General features: G+C 32.1%; 23 protein-coding genes and 1 tRNA gene. 13 read left to right on the top strand and 11 right to left on the bottom strand.

The annotated features are described in order from the left end of the window. Positions 1 to 128: 128 nt before the first annotated feature. Positions 129 to 1,370, bottom strand: a complete 1,242-nt coding sequence (locus tag ABW636_RS17800; protein WP_367591449.1) for an ABC transporter permease — start codon at positions 1,368 to 1,370, stop codon at positions 129 to 131. 7 nt (positions 1,371 to 1,377) lie between these two features. On the opposite strand from ABW636_RS17800, the gene ABW636_RS17795 reads away from it, so the two are divergent. From ABW636_RS17795 to ABW636_RS17785, 3 genes are all read left to right on the top strand, one after another. Beyond that, entirely contained in the window at positions 1,378 to 2,658 is a 1,281-nt protein-coding gene (locus ABW636_RS17795) for an exo-beta-N-acetylmuramidase NamZ family protein (RefSeq protein WP_367591424.1), read from the top strand. Positions 2,659 to 2,942: 284 nt separating this feature from the next. Beyond that, the gene (locus ABW636_RS17790; RefSeq protein ID WP_367591448.1) at positions 2,943 to 5,150 is read left to right on the top strand and encodes a tetratricopeptide repeat-containing sensor histidine kinase; all 2,208 of its coding nucleotides are present in this window, start codon (positions 2,943 to 2,945) and stop codon (positions 5,148 to 5,150) included. A gap of 352 nt (positions 5,151 to 5,502) precedes the next feature. After that, positions 5,503 to 5,652: a hypothetical protein gene (locus ABW636_RS17785; RefSeq protein ID WP_367591423.1), complete on the top strand. Its 150-nt coding sequence runs from the start codon at positions 5,503 to 5,505 to the stop codon at positions 5,650 to 5,652. A gap of 194 nt (positions 5,653 to 5,846) precedes the next feature. On the opposite strand, the gene ABW636_RS17780 is transcribed toward ABW636_RS17785, so the two are convergent. After that, positions 5,847 to 6,338, bottom strand: a complete 492-nt coding sequence (locus tag ABW636_RS17780) for a YkgJ family cysteine cluster protein (RefSeq protein WP_367591422.1) — start codon at positions 6,336 to 6,338, stop codon at positions 5,847 to 5,849. A 104-nt stretch (positions 6,339 to 6,442) separates the two neighbouring features. On the opposite strand from ABW636_RS17780, the gene ABW636_RS17775 reads away from it, so the two are divergent. The 3 genes from ABW636_RS17775 (at position 6,443) to ABW636_RS17765 (ending at position 9,001) form a co-directional block, all read left to right on the top strand. Beyond that, positions 6,443 to 7,159: a class I SAM-dependent methyltransferase gene (locus tag ABW636_RS17775; protein WP_367591421.1), complete on the top strand. Its 717-nt coding sequence runs from the start codon at positions 6,443 to 6,445 to the stop codon at positions 7,157 to 7,159. 10 nt (positions 7,160 to 7,169) lie between these two features. Continuing rightward, positions 7,170 to 7,790: an alpha-ketoglutarate-dependent dioxygenase AlkB family protein gene (locus ABW636_RS17770; protein WP_367591420.1), complete on the top strand. Its 621-nt coding sequence runs from the start codon at positions 7,170 to 7,172 to the stop codon at positions 7,788 to 7,790. 350 nt (positions 7,791 to 8,140) lie between these two features. Next, on the top strand, positions 8,141 to 9,001 hold the full coding sequence (locus ABW636_RS17765; RefSeq protein ID WP_367591419.1) for a helix-turn-helix domain-containing protein: 861 nt from the start codon (positions 8,141 to 8,143) through the stop codon (positions 8,999 to 9,001). A gap of 3 nt (positions 9,002 to 9,004) precedes the next feature. On the opposite strand, the gene ABW636_RS17760 is transcribed toward ABW636_RS17765, so the two are convergent. After that, the gene (locus ABW636_RS17760) at positions 9,005 to 9,736 is read right to left on the bottom strand and encodes a S1/P1 nuclease (RefSeq protein WP_367591418.1); all 732 of its coding nucleotides are present in this window, start codon (positions 9,734 to 9,736) and stop codon (positions 9,005 to 9,007) included. A 256-nt stretch (positions 9,737 to 9,992) separates the two neighbouring features. Between ABW636_RS17760 and ABW636_RS17755 the strand changes: the two genes are divergently transcribed. From ABW636_RS17755 to ABW636_RS17730, 6 genes are all read left to right on the top strand, one after another. Continuing rightward, positions 9,993 to 10,925: an alpha/beta hydrolase gene (locus ABW636_RS17755; RefSeq protein WP_367591417.1), complete on the top strand. Its 933-nt coding sequence runs from the start codon at positions 9,993 to 9,995 to the stop codon at positions 10,923 to 10,925. 37 nt (positions 10,926 to 10,962) lie between these two features. Continuing rightward, on the top strand, positions 10,963 to 11,769 hold the full coding sequence (locus ABW636_RS17750; RefSeq protein ID WP_367591416.1) for a Cof-type HAD-IIB family hydrolase: 807 nt from the start codon (positions 10,963 to 10,965) through the stop codon (positions 11,767 to 11,769). A gap of 2 nt (positions 11,770 to 11,771) precedes the next feature. Continuing rightward, positions 11,772 to 13,712: a M61 family metallopeptidase gene (locus tag ABW636_RS17745; RefSeq protein WP_367591415.1), complete on the top strand. Its 1,941-nt coding sequence runs from the start codon at positions 11,772 to 11,774 to the stop codon at positions 13,710 to 13,712. Between the two features lie 58 nt (positions 13,713 to 13,770). Next, entirely contained in the window at positions 13,771 to 15,075 is a 1,305-nt protein-coding gene (locus ABW636_RS17740; RefSeq protein ID WP_367591414.1) for a DUF819 family protein, read from the top strand. A gap of 136 nt (positions 15,076 to 15,211) precedes the next feature. Next, the gene (locus tag ABW636_RS17735; RefSeq protein WP_367591413.1) at positions 15,212 to 15,955 is read left to right on the top strand and encodes a DUF4369 domain-containing protein; all 744 of its coding nucleotides are present in this window, start codon (positions 15,212 to 15,214) and stop codon (positions 15,953 to 15,955) included. 427 nt (positions 15,956 to 16,382) lie between these two features. Beyond that, entirely contained in the window at positions 16,383 to 16,787 is a 405-nt protein-coding gene (locus tag ABW636_RS17730) for a cadherin repeat domain-containing protein (RefSeq protein ID WP_367591412.1), read from the top strand. A 131-nt stretch (positions 16,788 to 16,918) separates the two neighbouring features. On the opposite strand, the gene ABW636_RS17725 is transcribed toward ABW636_RS17730, so the two are convergent. The 5 genes from ABW636_RS17725 to idi form a co-directional block, all read right to left on the bottom strand. Next, a tRNA-Thr gene (locus ABW636_RS17725) sits at positions 16,919 to 16,992 on the bottom strand. 57 nt (positions 16,993 to 17,049) lie between these two features. After that, positions 17,050 to 17,316 carry a hypothetical protein gene (locus ABW636_RS17720; protein ID WP_367591410.1) on the bottom strand — a complete coding sequence of 89 codons (267 nt, stop codon included), beginning with the start codon at positions 17,314 to 17,316 and terminating at the stop codon, positions 17,050 to 17,052. A gap of 48 nt (positions 17,317 to 17,364) precedes the next feature. Then, the gene (locus ABW636_RS17715; protein ID WP_367591409.1) at positions 17,365 to 17,826 is read right to left on the bottom strand and encodes a peroxiredoxin; all 462 of its coding nucleotides are present in this window, start codon (positions 17,824 to 17,826) and stop codon (positions 17,365 to 17,367) included. 3 nt (positions 17,827 to 17,829) lie between these two features. Further along, positions 17,830 to 18,240, bottom strand: a complete 411-nt coding sequence (locus ABW636_RS17710; RefSeq protein ID WP_367591408.1) for a 6-pyruvoyl trahydropterin synthase family protein — start codon at positions 18,238 to 18,240, stop codon at positions 17,830 to 17,832. Next, positions 18,237 to 18,755 (bottom strand): isopentenyl-diphosphate Delta-isomerase, encoded by a 519-nt coding sequence (gene idi / locus ABW636_RS17705; protein ID WP_367591407.1) that lies wholly within the window; start codon positions 18,753 to 18,755, stop codon positions 18,237 to 18,239. Before idi ends, ABW636_RS17710 begins: the two co-directional genes overlap by 4 nt. Positions 18,756 to 18,927: 172 nt before the next feature. Here idi and ABW636_RS17700 point away from each other — a divergent pair, with 172 nt between their 5' ends. Further along, a complete protein-coding gene (locus ABW636_RS17700) occupies positions 18,928 to 19,695 on the top strand; it encodes a hypothetical protein (RefSeq protein ID WP_367591406.1) in 768 nt (255 codons plus the stop codon). A gap of 109 nt (positions 19,696 to 19,804) precedes the next feature. Here the strand turns inward: ABW636_RS17700 and ABW636_RS17695 are convergent, their stop codons facing one another. The 3 genes from ABW636_RS17695 to ABW636_RS17685 form a co-directional block, all read right to left on the bottom strand. Continuing rightward, entirely contained in the window at positions 19,805 to 21,610 is a 1,806-nt protein-coding gene (locus ABW636_RS17695) for a DUF885 domain-containing protein (protein WP_367591405.1), read from the bottom strand. Between the two features lie 194 nt (positions 21,611 to 21,804). Continuing rightward, positions 21,805 to 22,617: a M23 family metallopeptidase gene (locus tag ABW636_RS17690; protein WP_367591404.1), complete on the bottom strand. Its 813-nt coding sequence runs from the start codon at positions 22,615 to 22,617 to the stop codon at positions 21,805 to 21,807. A gap of 144 nt (positions 22,618 to 22,761) precedes the next feature. After that, on the bottom strand, positions 22,762 to 24,567 hold the full coding sequence (locus ABW636_RS17685; RefSeq protein ID WP_367591403.1) for a porin family protein: 1,806 nt from the start codon (positions 24,565 to 24,567) through the stop codon (positions 22,762 to 22,764). Positions 24,568 to 24,573: the final 6 nt, after the last annotated feature.

Below are 24,573 nucleotides of genomic sequence, written 5' to 3'. Positions count from 1 at the left end.
TATTATATCCCCATAGATACTTAGAATCTCAAAGATACAACCTTGGCTTGTCTATTAATCGTTTTAAAAACCAAAAAATATCTTAAAACATCTTTCGACCTTAAATTACTTTTGGTTAAGTTGTTACTTTATTGAAAACGTATAGATTTTGTAGGTGTTATTTTGGTAATAATATAAGATGGTATCAGTAGCATCAATACACATAGTATAATGGTTCCTACATTAAGCAAAACAATGTGCCCAAAATTTATATATACGGGGGCAGTACTCACATAATATGTTTCTGGATTAAGTTTAATAACTCCATAGTTTTCTTGTAGCAGTAATAATCCTATTCCAATGAGGTTACCCCAAAACAACCCTATTAAAATTAAATAGGCTGCATTATACAGAAACACTTTTCGAATACTCCAATTGGTAGTTCCTAAAGCTTTTAAAATTCCTACCATTGGCGTTCGTTCTAATATTAAAACCAATAGTGCCGTAATCATATTAATACCTGCTACCAAAATAATAATCCCAATGATACCTATAACATTTAAATCAAATAGTTTAAGCCATTCGAAAATAGTCGCATATTTTAAAGAAATAGTTTGACTATCCATTGTTGATGGAATGTTTTCATAAATTTCTTGTCCTTTTTGATCTATTTTATCAAAATCATCAATAAACACTTCGAAATTACCTATTTGATCCGAAGTCCATTTATTCATTCTTCTTACATGCCTGATATCTGCAAACAAGTACAACTCATCAAACTGTTGAAATCCCGAATTATAAATTCCCACTATTTTAAAAACTCTGATATAGGGTTTAGAATTAGATGTCGAATTTTTTTTAAGAAAATATGTTATTGCTTTATCACCAATACCCAACCCCAAACGATTTGCTATATGAGATGACAGTACTATTTCTTCATTAAGTTTACCGGTAAAATCTGGTAATCTTCCTTCTATCAAATACTCTTTAAACGTATTCCAGTCATATTGATCATCAACTCCTTTAACCACTACCCCATCAAAATCGGTTTCAGTTCTGATAAGCCCCATTTTACTAGCAACCGCCTGTATATGAGTTATCTCTTCGACATCTGTAAATTCTGGATAGAAATCTTGATTTGATGATATTGGCATGAGTGACTCTACACTACTGTTGTTATCAAAACTAGAAATTATCACATGCCCATTAAATGCGGCAACTTTTTCTCGTATTTTTCGTTGTAGACCTATACCTGTAGCAACAGTAATCAGCATCATAATCATACCAATTGCAATCGCAAAAATTGCAATTTTTATGATAGGAGTAGAAATGCTACTTTTATGTTCCTTACCTTTGATAAGGCGTTTGGCAATAAAATATTCAAAATTCAAATTACCTATGGTTTTTGTTAGAACTGTATTCAAAAATACATTATTATTCCTTTTTATACTTTTTATTTCTTGTGTAAGTAAAATAAAAACAGATTTTCTTTCTACTTCATTAGAAAACGAAAACGCTATCTCTGATGCTTATATTTCAAAAGACACCCTTAAAAATCATCCTACCATTATTGTTGGAGCCAATCTTTTAGATACTTACATCCCTATTTTAGAAGGTAAAAAGGTAGCCATTGTTGGTAATCAAACTTCTGTAATTTTTAAGGATAGTATCACGAATCATAACTATGTTCATCTCGTAGATTCATTATTATCAAAAAATATAGCTATTAAAAAAGTATTTGCTCCAGAACATGGTTTTAGAGGAAAAGCAGATGCAGGAGAATTGGTTGCAGATGGTAAAGACATTAAAACAGGGCTCCCAATAGTTTCTCTATATGGAAAAAACAAAAAACCATCCCCAGAATCTTTAACTGGTATCGACATTGTTGTTTTTGACATACAAGATGTAGGTGTTCGTTTCTACACCTATATTTCTACATTACATTATGTTATGCAAGCATGTGCAGAAAGTAATATTCCTGTATTGATATTGGATCGTCCTAACCCAAATGCGTTTTATATAGACGGCCCTACTCTAGAGCCTGCACATTCTAGTTTTGTAGGTGTGCACCCGATACCGTTGGTTCACGGAATGACTATAGGAGAATATGCTCAAATGATTAACGGAGAAGGTTGGCTTGGTCAAGATTTACAATGTAAAATCACTATTATTCCTATTAAAAATTACACACATACCTCATCATATAGTTTACCTATTCGTCCTTCACCCAACTTACCAAACGATGTAGCAATCAACCTATATCCTAGCCTTGGTTTTTTTGAAGGGACGACTATTAATGCAGGAAGAGGTACCGAAATGCAGTTTCAAATTTTTGGGTCTCCTGATTTGGCAGTAGATCGATATGATTTTGCTTATACGCCTCAGCCAAATTTTGGAGCCAAATATCCTAAACATAGAAGTGAAGTATGCTATGGTAAAGATTTGAGAAAAGTTAAACCATTAGACTCTATACATCTGGACTGGCTTATTAATGCCTACAAAAACTCAAATGCAAAAGATAAATTTTTCAACACCAAATCGTTTACCATTCATGCAGGGACAGAAAAATTACAACAACAAATAGAAGAAGGACTTACATCGCAACAAATTAAAGATTCCTGGCAGCATGATTTGGAAAACTTCAAAAAAACAAGAGATCAATATTTACTTTATAAATAAATTACATTATCGCAGGAAGCATAGCATTTATAAGTAAAAAAATAAGATAACTCATAATTTTTCAAGAATATCCAAAACGATCAACACTAATATTTTTGTGATATGAGTAATTTTTGATCTTTTTTTATTAGTAAATATTGAAATTTTCGATAATGAAAGTCAATTCACTGAAAAAAAAGGCCCTTAATGTTAATTCTAAAATAGAAAAAGAAATTACCTTTATCTCCAAAATTCATTCTTAACTAGTTATAAAACTTAAGAGTAAAAATATCTACGTCTTGAAAATGCACAAAAAAAATACCTCATTTTATATTGCAATGACAAATAGTAAGATCGTCAAAATCATATTGTTTTTTTTTACGCTTTTATCTGCATGTATGTATGGGCAGATAGATAGTAAAAATAATATCTCTCCTATTTATGATATACTAGAAGAAGGTAAAATAATTGAAGAACTACGCGCTTTAACAAATAAAGCAATTGATGGACCCGATATAAATGGAGTATATGAAAAAGTTGGTAAACATTTGAAACCGAAAAAGAACAGGAGTACTCAATTTAAAGCTAATTTACATCTAATTCTTGCTTCTTACTTCAACAAAAAATCCCAATTTGACACTTCCATTCACCATGCACAAAGTGTTTTGGGGCTAAAAACTTTCAGAAACGATTCGATAAAATATAATGTTTATGGATTAGCATACCATTGGTTAGGAGTAGTCAATGGAAAAATGGGGCTGATCGATAAAGCAAAGAAATGGCACCTAAAAGGCATTGAAACAGCGCAAAAATATGACGATAAGCGAATCTATTATATGAATAGTTTTGGGCTTGCTAATAGGCTTTCTAATACAGGAGAGTCAAAAGAGTCAGATATGGCCTTAGCCCTAGAACTCTATAAAAAATGTTCTGAATATATAGAATACAAAAAGATGGTATTTGGATCTTTAATCAATATTGCTACCATATACGGAATCCAAGGAAATCATGACGAAGCCGCCAAGTATCTAAAAAAAGCACTTGAAATTTGTAAAAAAAACAATGATTTAGGTTGCATAGGCACTATTTCATTCAATTTGGGAATAACCTATAAAAAACAAGATAACTTACCCCTTGCTTTAGAATCAATTAGTGAATCCATAAAAATTGCAAAAAACAATGGTTTTGATCGTATGCAAATCATGGGGTATTTGGAAAAAGGTCAAGTTTTATCCCTTTTAAAAAAATACGAAGAAGGCGAGGTTTTAATTTTTAAAGCACTCGATAAAGCAAAAGAACTAAACTTACTCGATAACCAGAAAGCAATCTATTTTAGATTAAAAGAAATTGCTATTTTGCAAAATGATTATAAAAAAGCTCTTGATTATAGTGAAAAATTCAATGAAGTCTCTGATTCTATCAAAACACTTGACAAGGATAATGAAATAAGTGAATTAGAAGTAAAGTACGAAACACTTAAAAAAGAAAAAGAAATAAAAGTCCTTCAGGTCGAAAACACTAACCGAAAATTAGAATTATCCAATCAAAAAGAAGCTTTCAAAAACCTAAAACTGCAACAAGAGGTTAAAGAAATAGAGAATAGAAATCAAATTTTGGCCATTCAAAATGCTTCTGAAAAAAAAGCTAATGAAATTAACCTCTTAAAAAAGGATCAGGAACTTCAGGAAGCCAGTTTGATTCGGCAAAAAAGTATTAAAAACACTATTCTATATTCATTCTTAATTATTCTTATGCCAATTATTGGTTTATTGTTTATGTATTATCAAAAGCTACAAGCTCAAAGTCAATTAAATCAAAAAGAAAAGGAGGTTAACCAACAAAAAATAACAACCTTACTCAAGGATCAGGAATTGAAGGTTATAAAAGCTAGTATAGAAGGTCAGGGAAAAGAAAGGAAACGAATTGCACAAGAGCTTCATGATAGTATTGGAGGTAATCTGGCCGCTATCAAACTTCAGCTTAACAACCCAAAAATAAATGAACAAGGTTATATCAAAGGGGTTAACCATCAAATTGATGACACGTACCAACAGGTAAGAAACCTGTCTCACAACCTGATTCCCAAAAAATTTAGTAAAAACAATTTCTGTGATGTACTAGAAGAGTATATCAATAATATTGGTAATGCCAGTAGTATTAAAATATCTTTTGCAGTTTACCCAAGAAAAGATATTGATATATTAGAAGAAGAATTGCAATTCGAAATTTTTAAGATCATTCAGGAATTAATTACCAATACGATTAAACATGCACAAGCAGATGCTGTTGAGTTGCATCTTAATCTGGCGGACAATAATGTCTTAAACGTCATTTTTGAAGACAACGGGATTGGGTTTAACTCTGAAAAACAAACGCATGGTCTAGGGTTATCCAATATACAAAGTAGACTAGAAAAGATATTTGGCACTTTGATCATTGATTCTCGAAAAGGAAGAGGAACCATAATCAATATAGAAATCACTAATATCGAGCCTGTTACTTATCCCTCATAATTCGATTAATCATTAAGTTTTTCAAAACATCAAGAAACCTAAATATCTACTTAAATATTATTACAGAACTGGTTTAAACTTTTTTCAATTCGTTATAAAAACGCCCTTTTTTACCCAATTTTCATATTTTTTTATTTCGTAGCGCTGCTATGAAGTGCAAAAAACACTTCAATTGACCAAAAAATTATCATTTTTCGCATGAATCAAAAAAGTCTAACCCAGTTCATATATGGAAAAGCCGATCACAAAAGACTCTTATATAATTTGAAAAAATTAAACTATTCTTCCATATTTATAACGTATTTTATTTTTTACATTTGGTATGACATTTAAAATAAAACATTTAAGACATATGGAACAATTAAGTATTGAAAACCTTAAGAATAAAAAAGAGTATTTATTAGAAAGAAAATCATTGTTAAAAGTACAAGGAGGCAATGGGAGATCTGGAGGAACACAGCAGACAGCTGGATATGATTTATCAAATGCAAAACCTGTTTAGAATATTGAAAAATATACCATTGAAGAAAAGTTCAATGGTATATTTTTTTATAGTTAATTATAGATTAAGCTAATGGTAATATTTATTTGACTAAAGTTAGGAAGGAATAATACTTTTCTAATTACTTACGTATTGTTTTTGTAGCTTATATATTAAAATCAAACGTAAGAACACGTATCCAAAAGATAAATTACTTATTGAAGTCTTTCTTTCATTTTTTCAACAATCCTATAAGCAGCCGGACAAATTTCTATATTCTTCATAGTAAGATTTGATATTTGCTGAAATTTTTTACGATCTGTATGAGGGTATTCTCTACAGGCTTTTGGTCTTACCTCATATATAGAACAATAGTTATCTACTCCTAAAAAAGTACATGGTGTTTGTTGCAACACCAAATCACCATCTTCATCAGTACGCAAATACTTTTCTTCAAACTGCCAAGGTTTTAATCTAAAAAACTTAGCAATTCGTTCTACATCTTTAACCGTAAATAATGGCCCCGTGGTCTTACAACAATTTGCACATTCTAGACAATCTGTACGTTCAAATTCATCATCATGCAATTCTTGCATCATATGATCCAACTTCTTGGGTGTCTTTTTTTTAAGTTTCGCAAAGAATTTTTTGTTTTCGTTATGCTTATCTTTGGCCAGCTTTGGTAATTGATTTATGAATTCTTGCATGCAACAAAAATACGTTTTTTAAACTTCTAACTATTATATAGTGTATACTATCGTTCTATATTCAAACCTTTGCTTTTTAATTTAGTAACAAATCATCTTACATCATGAGCAACGATATTTTTGGGTCAGCTATTAAGGACTATTATAACAAACAATATACAGAAGATATTATAGTACAAGCAAATGATTTTGAAGATGATCACATACCTATTCCATACCTTTTTAGAACCTATTCTGAAATGCCTAAAATAGAACAAAAGGCATTGGACCTTGCAATCGGTAAAGTTCTTGATGTTGGTTGCGGAGCAGGAAGTCATAGTTTATATCTTCAAAACGACAGAAAACTAAATGTAAAAGCTATAGATATCTCTGAAGGTGCCATCGAAGTATGTGAAAATTTAGGAATACAACGAGCAGAAGTACAAAACATTTTTAACACCCCTTCTTCTTCCTATGACACTATACTTTTTTTAATGAATGGAAGCGGCATTATAGGCACACTTGCCTCTATCGACCTGTTTTTCAACAAACTAAAAACATTACTCAGCCCCAAAGGACAGGTATTAATCGACTCATCTGATATATCATATCTTTTTCAGGATGAAGATGGAGGGTTTTGGGTAGACGCTTCTGCAGGTTACTATGGTGAGATGCGTTACAGATTAGTTTATAAAAATCAATCATCTAATGAATTTGATTGGTTGTATATCGATTACAATACGTTACAAAATGCAGCCAATGCAAATGGATTTTTATGCGAATTAATTCTTGAAGGAGAACACAATGATTACTTAGCTAGGCTAACACTAGCTAACTTATAATAGTATAGACATGAGTTTAAGTTTATTTAATACTGATGATCAACCAATTCGTTTAGAAATGCAGAATGCAGACGTATTGTATTACCCAAACTTCTTTACTTTAGAAGAATCAAATAACCTTTTTAATACATTACTCAACACCATACAATGGCAACAAGATGACATTACTGTTTTTGGAAAAACATACCCGCAACCTCGTCTTACAGCTTTATACGCAAACAACAACATCCCTTATAAATATTCTAATATTACTATGCATCCAAAACCCTTTACGAAAGAGTTAATTTGGATAAAAGAAAAAATCGAAAATATAGCTTCATGCCAATTTACCGGCTGCCTGTTAAATTTATATCGTACAGGTAAGGATAGTAATGGTTGGCACTCAGATGATGAAAAAGAGTTAGGAGAATTCCCTGTAATTGCCTCCTTAAGTTTGGGGCAAGCACGTTGGTTTCATTTTAAACATAAAAGCAATAAAAAGCTACAACAAAAAATATTACTTGAACCAGGTAGTTTACTTATTATGAAAGGAGAAACTCAAAAATACTGGCTGCATCAAATTCCGAAAACTTCAAAAAAAATTACTCCTAGAATAAACCTTACTTTTAGAGTGTTTTTTGCATCCTTGTAAAATATCACTTCGCTCCTTATATCAAAAACGACATCACCTAAATACATGATTTACATTGATTAAAACGGGGAGATATTAGCTTATTAATTTAATTTTTGTAACTTTAAAAGTGTTAAAATGTAAGTTTGATGTAAATACTTAGTCAAAAAGAGCCTTAAAGCTGAGTGCTTCTTTTTATTTAGAAGTTAAGAAAAATTACCTCTCTTCAACTTTGTAAGCAAAGGTTTGTTCTTAATTCACTAGATCACTTTAATTACACATACAACTACTTTATTTACAATAAAATAAGCTTTAGAGCATTATAAACTAAAGCAATTTGCTTACATCTAACTCATGCTAAAAAGAAATCTATGATTCGTTACTCCTTACATGAAACTTTTGTAGTAAATCAATACACACTGGATAAATGGGAAGCAAGGCCACACAATCAAAATTATTTTGAAATTATTTTCATCAAAAAAGGAAGTGGACATCACACTATCAATGACATAAGATTTCCTTATGAAGAAAACAATATCTTTTTACTTGCACCAGAAGACACACACCAGTTTGAAATTATTGATCAAACTCATTTTACTTTTTTCAAATTTACAGAGCTCTTATTTTCGAATAAAGTAAATCTTCCAGATAGAAAATGCTGGTTACAGCGTATCGAACAACTTTTACATCAACCTAATATTATTCCGGGAGATGTTATTTCTCATGAGGTAGACAGAAATGTAATCTGGAATATACATAACCTGGTGTTAGATGAATTTAAGAATGAAAAAGTGTACTATCAGGAAATAATTTCAAATGCAATCAGTACTATACTTAGTATCATTGTACGTAATATTTCTGAAAAATATGATACCAATCAAAAAGATATTCATGTAAACCATAGAAAAATTGATATGATATTAAGTCATATCAGACAAAATGCTTATGACAATGCTCTTACCAAAATTAGTTTTTTAGCAGAAAAATTCGGAATGTCACAAAGCTCTATTAGTAGTTATTTTAAAAGAAAAACAGGAGAATCTATTCATCAATATGTTACCAAATACAAAATGAAGTTAGTAGAATATCGTCTGTTGTACACAGAATTCACTATTGCCGAAATTGCTTATCAAATGGGATATACTGATGAAAGTCATCTCACCAAAACATTCAAAAAGCATTTTTCTATGTCACCAAGGCAATATCGAAAAGAGACTATTGAGAATAAATAGATATTACCCAAAAATTTCGTTAAGTATTTTTGCTAACCTAATACCTCCTTTTTGCAACTGCGAACGTACTATAGGAAAATAATTATACATATATCTATAACTTAATTTTTCTCCAACATTCGCAGAAGCATATACTTTTTTAGCTAACTGCTGTGAATCATACACCCAGTCAATGATAGATCCTTTTTGAATTTCTATGATTTGTGTTTTTGATAAAGCCGTTGTATTATCAGACAATTCTGTATAACTCATCCCATAATAATCTATCATATCGCTATCCCATACTCTATGCAAGTTTGAGCCATCTTTAAACCACCTTACCTGAATATCATTCCCTCCTTTATCTTCTCCTCTACCTACATGCAAAGGTTGATGCAAATCTCCAACAAAATGAATTAACATTTTTAAATAAAACACTTTATCTTTTCGAAGAGTCTTTTTATCCTTTAGTATTTTAACACAGGTCTCTATTGCCTGTATGAGATCTCCGTGTTCGCTACGGGTTTCTTCTTTATATTCTTCATCAAAAGGAAAATTAACATAATGCCAGGAACCGTATTTCTTATAGCTATCATCACTTTTAATTTCATCGGCAAAAGTGGATACAAATGCCATACTTTGCCCATCAAGAAGTTTATGAATAGCTCGTTTGGTTTTTTTTGTTAAGTATTTATCTGCTATTTGACCTATAGACCTGTGTCCCGTTTTTCCCCAATCATATGAGTATGAAAACATCGGTTTTGATACCATAAGTAAAAATAGTATCCAAATATATTGAAGTTTCATTTGCTTAAATTTTGAGACAAAGATAAAAAAGGGTATGTTAGTGATTCGTTAAATTATGGTAGCTACAAAAAAAATAAAATAAAACGGTACCATAAGGTGTTTATATAGTAGAGCATGCTTATCACTTTTACCGTTTCTTAATTTTTATTATTGATTATTTTTGATGGCATTCATATTAATTATATAGATATACCCCACGTCGTTTATGAAGAAGATACTATTTCTATGTGCAGTTATGATTACAACATTTAGCTTTTCTCAAAAAGATGAAAAGGAATTCAATTCTGCTGTTGTAAAAGTTAACAAATATATAGAAGGGTTATTAGTAACACCATATTCTGATGAAAAAGTGCCTTTGGTTATATTTGTAATGGATGCTGGAGCAATTAACAGGGATGGCAATGATAGAATGTCAAAAAATGATACTTTCAAGAAATTAACTTACGAATTGGCCAAACAGGGAATTGCTACCTATCGATATGACAAAAGGCTTTTTAAAATAGATGGTTTAGGAATTAAAGAAAATGAAATTTCTTTAGATCATTACATACAAGATGTTGTATCCATTCTAGATTATTTTAATAAGAACGGAAACTATAAAAAAATCGTAGTAGCTGGACATGGGCAAGGTTCGCTTGTAGGAATGGTTGCTGCAAAAGACAAAGCTAATGGCTTTATTTCTATTGCGGGTAATGCAGAGTCTGTAGATCAAGTTATTATAGAACAAATCGCCAAACAAGCTCCAGGATTAGATAAAAGTGCTTTTATAGCTTTTAAACAATTAAAGGAGCAAGGTAGAGCGACAGGTTATGATCCGGCATTAGAATCCATCTTTGCTTATCACTTACAACCTTTTATGAGATCATGGATTAAATACAATCCTACTGATGAAATCGTGAAACTAAAGATGCCTATTCTTATTATATTTGGTGGTAAAGATATCCAGGTAGATATAGGACAAGGTGAAAAATTAAAAGAAGTAGTACCTGAGGCACAGAGCATTTTTGTTAAAAACATGAATCATATATTAAAAGAAATAAAAGGAGATCGATTAGAAAATCACAAATCGTATAACGAACCGTTTAGAAAAATAATACCCGAAGTTATCACAGGTATTGCTAACTTTGTAAATCAATAATTTGACTACAACAATATTCACCAAATCCAAAAAAACAATGCCGCACCGTATCGTATTCTCTGATATTGACGGAACATTATTAAATGTACACAGAGAATTATCAGAATATACTATTTCAGAAATTAAGAGGATTAAAGATACTGTTCCTGTAGTTTTGATTTCATCTAGAATGCCTAGTGCAATGATTCATCTTCAAGATGAATTAAACATTAGAAACCAACCTATTATCTGTTATAACGGAGGGTTAATTTTGGTAGAAGGAAAACCGGTTCATTCAACTTTTATAGCACCAAATATTATAGCATCGATTGATACTTTTAACAGTAATCAACAATTTCATATGAGTTTATATCATAACGATGATTGGTTTGTACCAGAAATGGATTTTTGGGCTAATAGAGAGGCAACAAACACTAAAGTTTCTCCAGTTGTAAAACCAACAAAACATACCATTGATGATTGGGAGAATCAACAAAAAGGTGCTCATAAAATTATGTGCATGGGTGAAGAAGCACATATAAACGATTTGTTTATATACCTTAAAGATACTTTTGATGACGCATTACATTTGTACCGCTCTAAGCCAACTTATATAGAAATTGCTCATAAAGACATTTCGAAACTAACGGCGATAGATTTTTTATTAAAAACTCATTTTGACATTCCTATTTCTGAGGCCGTTGCATTTGGTGATAATTATAATGATATTGCAATGCTTAAAGCCGCAGGAACTGGGGTCGCAGTAGCTAATGCCAAACCCGAAGTAAAAGACATAGCCGATATTGTAACTCTATCTGGCAAAGAAGATGGAGTAGCTAATTATATTCACAAAAACATTTTATAACTGTGCAGAAAATAAACCGAATTATTACTATCCTACTAGTTGTATGCACCTTTATTAATTTGGTTACTGGCTGTAAGACCCTACAGCTAGGTGTACAAGGCGCCACTTCTCCTGTTATCACACAAAAAACGGTAACAAATACTTCTCCTATACGAGCTTATTTAGATCTTATAAATGTTGTTGACGATAAGGTCAAAGTAGAAGTACAAGTTAAAATAGAAGGGCCTGATACCATAAATTACTATATGCCCAAAATTGTACCAGGCACTTATCAAAATAATAACTTTGGAAATTTGATCGAAGATATTAAAGCGTATGATCAGAATGGAGTAGCAATAGCAATTCAAAAACAAAGTAATAACCACTGGAGAATAACGAATGCCCGTAAACTACATAAAATTGTCTATTGGGTTAATGATACTTTTGATTCTGAAGATATTCATAAAGTTTTTTCTCCAACAGGCAGCAATATTTTAAAGGATAAGAACTTTGTATTAAACCTATACGCTTTTGTGGGATACTTTGATAACATGAAAGAAAATCACTACAAACTATTTATTAAATACCCTTCTCATCTCGAAGCATCAACATCTGCAAAAGAAATGTCTTTTGGTCAAAAACCCCCAGTAAGTACTTCAAAACACAATTCTGATTATTTTGCCTTTGATAGATACGCAGATATGATTGATCACCCGATTATGTATTCTATACCAAATAAGGCAACCTTTACTGTAAATGACATTGAAGTATTGTTAAGTGTATATTCTAATAGTTCAAGACATAAAGCTTCGACTATCATGCGCCATTTGGAGAATGTAATAAGAGCTCAAAAAAATTTTCTGGGAGATGTTAATTCTACCAAAAAATATAGCATTTTATTATACCTTGCATCAGCGAAAGCAGACGATGCCAAAGGTTTTGGTGCTTTAGAACATAATACATCTACAGTAGTAGTACTACCCGAATCACTTTCAACAAAAAAACTAAACCCCGCGTTGACCGATGTGGTCTCTCATGAGTTTTTTCATATCGTAACTCCACTAACCATTCATTCAAAAGAAATTCATAATTTCGACTATAATGAACCCAAAATGTCTCAACATCTTTGGTTATACGAAGGTACTACAGAATATTTCTCTATACTTTTCCAGATAACACAAGGGCTTATTTCTAAAAAGCAATTCCTAGAACGTATTATGGAAAAGATAGAAAATGCAGCTCTTTTTGACGATACCATGTCATTTACAACAATGAGTAAAAATATACTTAAAGAACCTTATCAAAAAAACTATAGAAATGTTTATGAAAAAGGCGCATTAATATCAATGTGTATAGATATTCTAATGAGAGAAAAAAGCTCAGGACAATATGGTATTCTAGACTTGGTCAAAAAGTTATCAAAACAATTTGGTGCCGACAAACCTTTTGAAGACAGTGAATTCATAAAAATTGTTGAACAAGCTTCATATCCAGAAATAAGTGCTTTTTTACAAAAACATGTTGTTAATAACACTCCTATAGATTACGAGTTTTATCTTAGAAAACTTGGAGTTCACTATACTGTTAAGAATATGCCTTCTTCTTATTTTATTTATCAACAAGAACCCTTTGTAAAAGGATCAGAAGCAACCAAAGAAGTGCTATTTACATCTGATATTCCTTTTAACAGTTTCCTTAAAAAATTAGGTATAAAAAAAGGAGATATACTATTAAGTATCAATCAAAAAAAATACAACTTAAAAAACATTTATGACCTATTTGGAGATTCTGATAAATGGAATATAGGAGATGATATCATATTTAAAATTAAACGAGAGGATTCTATTTTAGACCTAACCTCGAAAGTAGTCAAACCTACAGTAGAAAAAATTATTCTTCAGCAAGATATAGGCGCCCCGACAGAGCAAAAAGCATTATTCAAAAAATGGATAGACGAATTATAAAATCTTATTTCTCGTTCCCTCACAATGAATTATAATAACATCAATTAAAAAATCACTAATGGAAAACATTCCTTTTTTTACAGAAGACACCATAGTTTTTGGTATTTTATTACTTTGTCTAGGGCTAGTGTTTTATACCTCTTCTATAAATAAAGGTTTTTGGAAAGCCTTTTACAAATATGTCCCTGCATTATTATTATGTTATCTGTTACCTGCCATATTTAATTCTTTAGGAATTATTTCTCCAGAATGGAAGGAATTAGACGCCGATGGAAACCTTGTTGAAAAATCATCTAAGGTATATTATATTGCTAGTAGGTTTTTACTACCGGCTTCATTAGTGCTTATGACCCTAAGTATAGACCTAAAAGCAATCTTTAATCTAGGTCCAAAAGCGCTTATCATGTTTTTGACAGGTACGTTTGGGATTATTATTGGTGGTCCTATTGCTATCTTATTAATTTCACTTGTTTCTCCAGAGACTGTAGGAGGTGCTGGTTTTGATGCAGTTTGGAGAGGGTTATCTACCCTTGCTGGTAGCTGGATTGGCGGAGGCGCTAACCAGGCAGCTATGCTAGAAATCTACGAATACAATCCAGAAAAATATGGAGGAATGGTGCTTGTTGATATTGTGGTAGCTAATATTTGGATGGCACTTTTATTAATAGGAATTGGTAAGAGCAATAAAATTGATCGTTGGTTAAAAGCAGATACCACCGCCATAGAGTCCTTGAAAGAAAAAGTGTCGAATTATGCCCAGAGTATAACTAGAACACCAACACTTACCGATTATATAATTATGCTTTCGATTGCCTTTGTAACAGTAGGGTTTTCTCATTGGGGAGCCAATGGCATTTCTTCTTTTTTATCTGGTAATTTTGAGATTTTTAATGACAAGAGTTCTGCTTTATCTTCTTTTACATCCAAATTTTTCTGGATGATCACTCTTGCCACCACCATCGGAATTTTATTATCCTATACAAAGGCAAAACAGTATGAAGGAGCAGGTGCTAGTAAGTTAGGAAGTATTTTTATCTATATCCTTGTAGCTACTATTGGTATGAAAATGGATCTAAGTATGATTTTTGAAAATCCTGGGCTTATTGCTATTGGTTTGGTTTGGATGACTATTCATGCATTATTACTTGTGGGTGTCGCAAAATTAATCAAAGCCCCCTATTTCTTTCTAGCCGTTGGGAGTCAAGCAAATGTTGGTGGAGCAGCCTCTGCTCCTGTTGTAGCCGCTGCTTTTCACCCCTCACTAGCCACCGTGGGTGTACTACTCGCCGTTTTTGGATATGTAGTAGGAACCTATGGAGCTATATTATGCACTTATTTAATGCAAATTGCTTCAGTTGGGTAGCCTAAACAATCAAATACTTTTGGAGAACTCGCGTACATTCAAAACCCATAAAAAACATTAATCAAATAAAAAATAGCTGTTTTTTTAAAATAAAACATGCATATTTGCGACCTTTATCACAACCAAAAAATATAAGATGAAGTATTTATCTATTTCTATTTTTTTAATGGCCTTTTTTACCAGTTGTAACACTCCTGTAAAAGAAGGAAACTTAATCATTACCGGGAATATCAAAGGTTTAAAAAAAGGAACTATATATTTACAAAAAGTTAAAGATACCACACTGGTAACTGTAGACTCTATGGTAGTTAAAGGAAATGCCGAATTTGCATTTACCTCTCAGATTCAAGAACCAGAAATTCATTACATATATCTTGATAAAGCAGATGGAAAACAATATAACGATCGTATTGATTTTTTTGCAGAACCTGGAGAAATTAGAATTACTACTAATGTAATGGACTTTGAAAGAGACATAAAAATAGTTGGAGGAAAAAATCAGATGCAATACGCAGTATATAAAAAAATGCTCCAGCGATTTAATGATAGAAATCTTAGGTTAATAAAAGAGAATTTTGAAGCGGATAAACAAAAAGATGAAGAGAAATTAATCGAAAACGATAAAGCATACAAAAACTTATTACGACAAAAATACCTGTACACAGTAAATTTTGCTCTTCTTAATAAAAAATTAGAAGTTGCCCCTTATGTTACACTTAATGAAATTTATGATGCTAACATCAAACTTTTGGACACAGTTGCTCAATCATTAAGCCCTAAGGTAAAAAAATCAACCTATGGAAAGCAATTGATTAACTATGTTAAAGATCTTAAAGCTAAGAAAGCCCAGAGTAAAGAAGAAAACACTAAAGAACAGTAAATCGTTCTTTTCTCTGCTTAAAAACAAATAGCATGTATAAAAAAGTCCAGAGCATATGTTCTGGACTTTTTTACTTAGAGCTGTTAGAGGTGCTCGAACATTACTATAATTAATATTCTTTTTCATTAACGCTAAAGGTGTGTTGCTTTTAATGGAATCATTTTGCAACCTACAGAGTCAACATAGCCTATGCTTTCTACCACTGTTAAATATCTCCAAAATTAATAGTGAACATGCTATTTCCAAGCTTTTTACATATTTAAATAATCATCCCGAAACAAACTTGACGGTTCGTTCTAAATAATATCTAACTGCTCACTACTATTTCATTGTAAACAAGTCAACACACACCCTGTCAATGATTTATATTTATATTGTAATTTGGAAACTACGAAAAAAAAGATAAAAATATAATACTTGTTATCTTATGATGCATTGGTTTAGTATCAAATGTTCTAATAAAGATTATGACAGCTCTATCGATGATACCTCTACAACCATTTGCGCAATAGATTTTGAAGTCACTATAGACAAAAACCCCACAAAAGAACAAGAATTAGGCACGGTAGAAGCTATCTATCGACTAGGGAGAACAATCTATAGTATTATTACAGAAACCCCAGTAGATGCTTTTGATGTAAATACCAAAACAGGAGTACTAACAATAACAAACACCACTCTTTTTGATTTTGAAACCAGAACATCGTTTACTGTAACAGTATTAATGAAAAATAGAAACAATGATATTTTAACAAGCGTATTTATTGCTAATAATCCTTCTCTTACTTATACACAAGTAGATGACCCAACAGCATCTGTTTTAACAAATTGATCAAAAGACAATACAGCCAGTTATTCTGATAATTGTACCCAATAATAAAATCACTATTTCCAGATTTTATTAAAGCAACTATTTTTCATAAAAAAAAGTCCTAAACATATGTTCAGGACTTTTTTACTTAGAGCCGATGGAGGGACTCGAACCCACGACCTGCTGATTACAAATCAGCTGCTCTAGCCAGCTGAGCTACATCGGCAAAGCGGTTGCAAATATAATAGCTACAACCGTTTTTGCAAATATTTTTTAAAAAAAATTACAAAGAATTTACTTTTTCTATCAAAGACTCTGCTGTTTTCTGCAAATCTTCTCTTAAAGCCTTAAAATGTTGCTTGGCATTCTCTAATTTACGCTCATTTGCTCTTTCCATAAAACTATCAAAAGATGCTATAGCCTCGTCAATTATTGCTTCTCCTTTTTTACTATCCTTGTCTGGGTTTTCTAACCCTTTTAAATAAACTACTTCTATAATATCTCCAAGTACGTAGTTTATATCTTTCTTAAGGTCTCTCTTGTTTGCCATATCAAATTTATTTTCCGCAAAATTAATATTTTCTATTAACCAACACTATTATTCTTCACTTATTTCTTTTAGGGTCTTTAACGCCATTTTTATATGACTAGAAGCTTTTCTGTCGTTAAACTTTAAACGTACCGTTCCTTTCCTATCGATCACATAAGTTTCTCTTCCTGGTAAGAGTCCAAATAATTCTGAGTGCACGCCAAAAAGTTTCTGTAATTCTCCTTTATCATCTGATAAAAAAACAAAAGGTAACTTATATCTTTTTTTAAACCTAGCATGAGAACGAACTTTATCACTACTGATTCCTATTACTTCTGCTCCATAAGAAGTAAACAATTCATAATCATCTCGAAAACCACAAGCTTCTTTAATACAACCAGGTGTGAAATTTTTAGGATAAAAATAGATTACAACGGGAGTTACTCCAATAATACTTGAGCTATGAAACAATTGCCCATTATCATCAATTGCCTTAAAAAAAGGAACAAAATCACCCACTTCTACCCCCATAATTTATTCTCCTTTATAAATCACAAAATTTCGAGGGGTTTCATATAAAGTGACTTCGATATCATATCGAATAGGTATTTTATATCTTAACCTATTCCAGATAACAAAGGCAATATTTTCTACGGTCGGATTTAACTCTCTAAACTCTTCTACTTCTTCATTTAGATTTTTATGATCCATGTAATCCTCTACTTCTGTTTTTATATACTCTTTTAAAATTTTAAGATCTATTAAAAAACCTGTTTCCGGATCAACAGTCCCCACTACCCCCACAATTAACTCATAATTATGGCCATGATACTTTGGATTACTGCATTTCCCAAATACCTCTTCATTCTTTTTATCACTCCACTCTTTTTTATACAATCGATGTGCTGCATTAAAATGAGCTTTTCTACATGCTTTAATCCTCATATGGCAATGTATGAATAAAATTTTTCAAAAATAATTTTAAACCACTCTGTATATATTTCGGGTTGTACCGCTATATCACTCTTAACCGCTTCTATAGACATCCATTTCCAATCGGCTACCTCTTCTGGATTGACAATAGGGTCTGACTCATAACTACCCAACAATACATGATCATATTCATGCTCTGTTAGTCCATTATCAAAAGGAGCCTTATAAATAAATGAAATTGAATCTTTAAGCTCTGTAGTAAACCCCATTTCTTCTTGCAACCTGCGTTTTCCTGCCTCTATATTACTTTCTCCTTCTCTTTGATGACTACAACATGTGTTAGTCCATAACCCAGGTGAGTGATATTTATGATTTGCTCTTTTCTGTAGCATTATCTCCTTTTTATCATTCAGGATAAATACAGAAAAAGCTCTATGTAAAACGGCTTTTTGATGCGCCTCCAATTTAGGCATTAATCCAATCTGCTCATCTTTTTCATTTACTAGAATAACTTGTTCTTCTTTCATAAAATTAGTATTGCATCAAAACTACAAAATCATAAGTGTAAATCATAATGTACAAAAACCAATACGGTATAATTTTTGTTATATCTAAATTCAAATCTATAAAACTCAATGCTTACAATAAAAATTACTATCTTAAAAACCCCTCTATTTACTAACCTAAAAAATATATTCTGTGCATTTACTTAAAACTTTTGGTTTCCTGTTTATCTTTTCTTTTATTCTTGTTGGTTGTTCTGATGACGATTCTTCTACTGCAGTTAATGCCTCTCAACAAAGCAACAAGCAGCCTTTAGGTGAATCTGCCAACGACCTATTAAGTGCGAATAAATTTACCAGTTTACATATAGAAATTGTTTCTGTAGAAGGTTTTGAGCCAACAGAAGCTGCAGTTACCGGTCTACAACAATTTTTACAAGACAGGTTATTCAAACCAGATGGTATTACCATTACTCGTCGTTCTATTGCTTCTTCAGGAAAAGCTCCTTTTTCTATTAAAGAAATTGCAGAAATTGAAAACAATAACAGAACTATTTTTAATGAGGGAGATGAGATTGCAGTATATATTTATTTTGCAGATGGAAGCAATGAAGATGACACCGAGAATACTATTACATTAGGATCTGCTTATTTTAATACTTCTTTGGTTATCTATGAAGGCACCTTACAAAATCTAGGTAAACGTCCTGATTCCCCATCACTTAGCGCTATTGAAACCACAACACTTCATCACGAATTTGCTCATCTTATGGGGTTGGTAAATATAGGAACCCCAGATTTATCCAACCACGAAGACCAGGATGCTGAGAACCATTGTAACGTATCTGGATGTTTGATGGAAGCCGCGATAAACTTCGGGTCTGGTATGATGGGGATGGGAAATGAAATCCCCGTTCTCGATCCCTTATGTCTAGCCGATTTAAGAGGTAATGGTGGAAAATAAGTATAGTTAATCATACAATCACAAAACAAAAAAGACGTAAGCTATAAATTTATAGCTTACGTCTTTTTTGTTTTCTTCTTACAGAGAACTCAATTGCAAAAATCAACTGTTAATTTTGTTTGGTTTTCGAAATCCAAGAATCAATTTTATTCTCTAATAAGGCAAGTGGTACACACCCAGTTTCTAACACCTGGTTATGAAACTTTCTAATATCAAATTTTTCTCCAAGTTCTTTTTGGGCTCGATCACGAAGTGCTCTTATTTTTAATTGCCCTATTTTATAAGATAATGCTTGCCCTGGATTGGCCATGTATCGTTCAATTTCTGAGGTAATACTAGCTTCTGATTCTGCTTCATTATCTAATGAGTATTGGATGGCTTGCTCACGGGTCCATCCTTTAGAATGCAATCCCGTATCGACCACCAATCGTATAGCTCTATGCATTTCTGCTCCTAACATTCCAAAATATTGATAGGGGTCAGTATAAAGGCCAAGTTCTTTCCCCAATGATTCACTATACAAAGCCCATCCTTCTCCATATCCACTATACCACAATGTTTTTCTAAACTTAGGCAATTCTATACTCTCTTGTGTTAATGATATTTGATAATGATGACCTGGTATCGCCTCGTGTAAAAAAAGAGACTCATCACTATACATATTATACTTAGTTACATTGGGTATTGGTGTATAAAAAATACCAGGTCTTGTTCCATCCAAAGATCCTGGATTGTACTCTGCACTTGCAGATTTTTCCCTAAAAGCTTCGGTACGTTTTACTTCAAAAGCGGTTTTTGGTTTTACATCAAAAAGTCTTTCTATCTGAGGTTTCATACGCTCATGAATAGCATTAAAGTTATCTATTACCTGTTGGGGCTCGGTAAATGGCATTAGTTCTTTTTTATTTCTCACATAATCAAAAAACGACTTAAGGTTTCCTTTATAACCTACTTGTTCTTTTATTTTTTCCATTTCAGCAGAAATTCTGGCTACTTCGGTAAGCCCCAATTCATGTATTTCATCTGCTGTCATTGTAGTGGTGGTATACAATCTGATTTGATATTGATACCACTCTTTTCCGTTAGGCACTTCTGCAATACCAGAACTGGTTCTTCCTGCTTCCATATAGGTAGTACTCATAAACTCATGAAGGTCTTTGTAAGCAGGAATAATTCTACTTACAATCATTTCTTTGTAGGCCTCTTTTAATCGAGCCTTATCTTCTTCAGAAAGACCTTCAGGAAAATTCTTTACCGGGGTATAAAAAAGATGTTGATCAAGATCAGTAACTGTTAATGCTTCTAATTGTGGAAGTACTTTTTTTATTAATGATTTTGGTAATACATATCCTGCTTTTATCCCTTCCTGCATTTTTGTCTTAGCAGAATTCATCCAGTCTACATATCCATTAAGACGCTGTAACCAATTAATATAATCGGTGACCGTTTTAAAAGGCTGTGCGCTACTACCACCTGCTAATTGGCCTATCATTAGATTTACGGACCACATTTGATCTATAGGAAAGTATTCTTTTTTAAAGGTATACCCCTTTAGGTGCATATCACATTCCCACTCAAGAATAGCTTTACTCATTTTTTCACTTTCTGAAAGAGATGCATCATCAAACCGACTTACTTCTTGTTTATAACGGACATAATATTCTTTGAACCTTTGTATTGTCTCATCTGCCAATGAATTAAGAAAATAGTCATTATACCTGTTATCACCTGCCATAGTAGCTTGTATAGGGTTTAATTCTAATCCTTCTTCATAATAATTATCAAGCATTTCACTAAACTTAACACTTACGTTTATTTCTTGTTGTGTTTCTTTAGAGGTATTGATACTTGTTTCATTTTTACATGCAGTAAAAACAATAGCTAAAACTGCCAGAATAAGCGTTTTCTTAATCATGATCGATGTGTTTTCTGTTTTGTGTAGGAAAGATAGGAAATTTTGTAATAACCCTTGGAGGGTAGATCTTATACCAATTATAAGTTAAAACGAACTTAATAGTCTTGTTCATTTCATTTTTTTAAACCCGTTCTATACCAAAGAGGTACACTCAAAAAGGTTATTTTTTGAGTATATTATAAATTTGTAACAAACTAATATTCTTGTCTATATTTCTGCCTCTCGACAAGTGGTATTGCCGGTTTTCCTTTTTGAGTAAGAAATTTTGTTTTTAAAGTAACTCTTTTTTTAAGTCTCTGAAAAAATACTATAAAATGTAAGTGCGGTCCTGTTGCCCACCCCACATTGCCACTGTATCCTATAAATTGCCCTATCTTTATTCGATCTCCAACCTTCACTTCTGCTCCATTTTGCTTAATGTGTGTATATTCTGCAAAAGTTCCGTCTGTATGGTATATTAATATATAATTATTATGTTTTGAACACTCTGGCTCTGTACAACTTTTATTATATCCTTCTTCAATATCTACGACCACTCCACCACGTGCAGCATATACCTTGGTACCAATAGGCATTTTAAAATCTAGTGCATTTTCACCTTTATGCGATGTGGCTCCATCATACCCCTGTGACAACCAATACTCTGCTCCTTTTCCATACGGCAAATAATAGTTGAAATTTCTATCATATTTTTTTAGATGATGATTTCCATGATTATAAATAGATTCGAATCCCAGCCTGACTCTTTTTTTTCTATCAATAACTTTTAATTCTGTGATTATATGCCTTTTGGTGTTTGCAGGAACTACAAAAATAATTGCATCTTCATTAGTAGATTTCAGGTTTTCTAGTTTAAAACCTATTTTTGCAGAAACAGGACTATATTCGTCGTTATCAGCAAGAATTACAAAACCATCTTTGGTATCTTCATAATACAATTTAAAGTTATCCTGCGCATGTCCAATAATAGAAAACAAGATTAAAAAAAAGAAAGTATAATTTTTCATCTGTTTATTTTTACTACAATTTAATCATAAAAAATTACTTTTAGATGTAATCCTTTCAATGATTAAAACAAGATAACAAAAATTATACCGTGTACCTTAACACTTTATATTACAACGCTCTAAAAACACAATTCTACCAATAAATCAGTAGTTAAACTTATAGGTAACACCTCCTAAAAACTGTACTCCCTGTACCGGAAAATTGGCCCAGCGCTGATAATTTTCCCCCATCAAATTGTTTCCTTTTACGAAGAAGGATAATTTATCGCTAAGGCGATATCCTAGATTAACATTTGCATCAAAGAAAGCATCCAACGTTATCGTAGGCTCTGGTTGATCAATTACCGCAACCGCTAGGTTGTCGATATCCTTTCGCTCTCCCTGATAAAACAATTGTGCCCCAGCAAACCAATTTGTATTAATCTGATAATCGATTGTTGCAGATGCTTTTAACTCTGGCAAATTCCAGGCTATAGCCTCTTTCTCTAATGTATATTGAAAATATTCTGCAGACATCCCTAACGTAAATTTCTTATTTACTTCAAATTTCAATTCTCCATACCCAGAAATGGTCTTTATATCATCATAACGATACGAAAATGAATTACCATAATCATATCCTTCTGGCTCTAACAAAGATGTATTTCTTCTATTACCAACAAATAGTGGCTTGCTATTTTCTGAAACGTAACTTCCTTTTATATTATAGCTCACCAAGTCACTAATTTTTCCTTTTAATCCAACGTAAGCGTCATATAACTTATTGGTAGGAGCAATCAAGAGTGTAGGAGACACAAAGGGGTTTTGCAATACAGCGTCTCTATAAGAATTTTGAAATAGCCCTCCTTCTAAACCACCATATGCAGTTACAGACTCTTCTAACAGCCTATAAGAAGCGGTAACTTTGGGGTAAATAAAAAGGTCATTATCATCATTTCCTTCGTCTATTGAATAATAGATCGCTGCCCCCAAATTTATAGTAAGATTATCTCTTAGGATAACCAAACTTGGATTGGCTCCAAAATTTAAATACGTATATCGATTTTCAGTTTCAAAGGCCAAATCACTCGATCGATCAAATGTTCCTTTCAAATAGTCTACTATAAAGTTTGTTGTAATCAAATTATCTCCCGCTTCAAACTCAAAAGTAGGTTGCGCTACTAAACTATTCTCTTTGGATTTCTTAGCATCTGTAAAATAACGATATTGTACCGCTGCTTTCTTAAAATACAAATTATCGAATTGGAGTTTTCCTCCTAATTTTACTCCTATGTAGCTTTGCTCTGGATCGATTAAATTAATCTCTTCGGGAGTTAATGCTAGTTCTTCGGGTAGACCATACCAATTATATAGCTGGTGCTCCACACCTAACTCTATACCATGCGTATAATCTCTTGTTCTTGTTGTATAATTAAGATCTAAAGATGTATTATAAAACTTATCATCCAACTTTACTTCTTCAATTCCACCTTGCGATGAATTATGATGTAAATACAACCCAACATTATCAGACCTATTTAGCTGAAAATTACTATAAAACTCGGCTAAAACCGAAGTAAAATTACCAAATCCCAATGTAGCATAATTGTCATAGATTTTTATTGGCTTTGGGCGATCAATATTTGCCGCTTTTCCTTTTACAGGTGTATAAGTAGAAGCCACAGGTACAGAAAAAATACTATATCGTATTTGTTTTTTTTGCTGCACGATCGAATCATTGATCTCTGGAGTAGATTTTATTTTAAAGGCATCACTTATGGTTGGGGTATATGCCTTAACAATCACAACACGCTCTGTGTCCAAAGTTTCCTCCTCTTTTTCCTGAGAAAATCCAATGACACTTACCAATAATACTCCTAAAAAAAGTACTTTTTCTGGCACTATCAGCGGTCTTGATTCTTGAAATAATTCTACTATAAAAAGTTTCGTTTTCTTAAAATATAAAAACATATACTT

Source organism: Aquimarina discodermiae (assembly GCF_040786235.1).
GTDB lineage: Bacteria > Bacteroidota > Bacteroidia > Flavobacteriales > Flavobacteriaceae > Aquimarina.
This window is presented reverse-complemented; position numbering and strand designations above follow the sequence as displayed.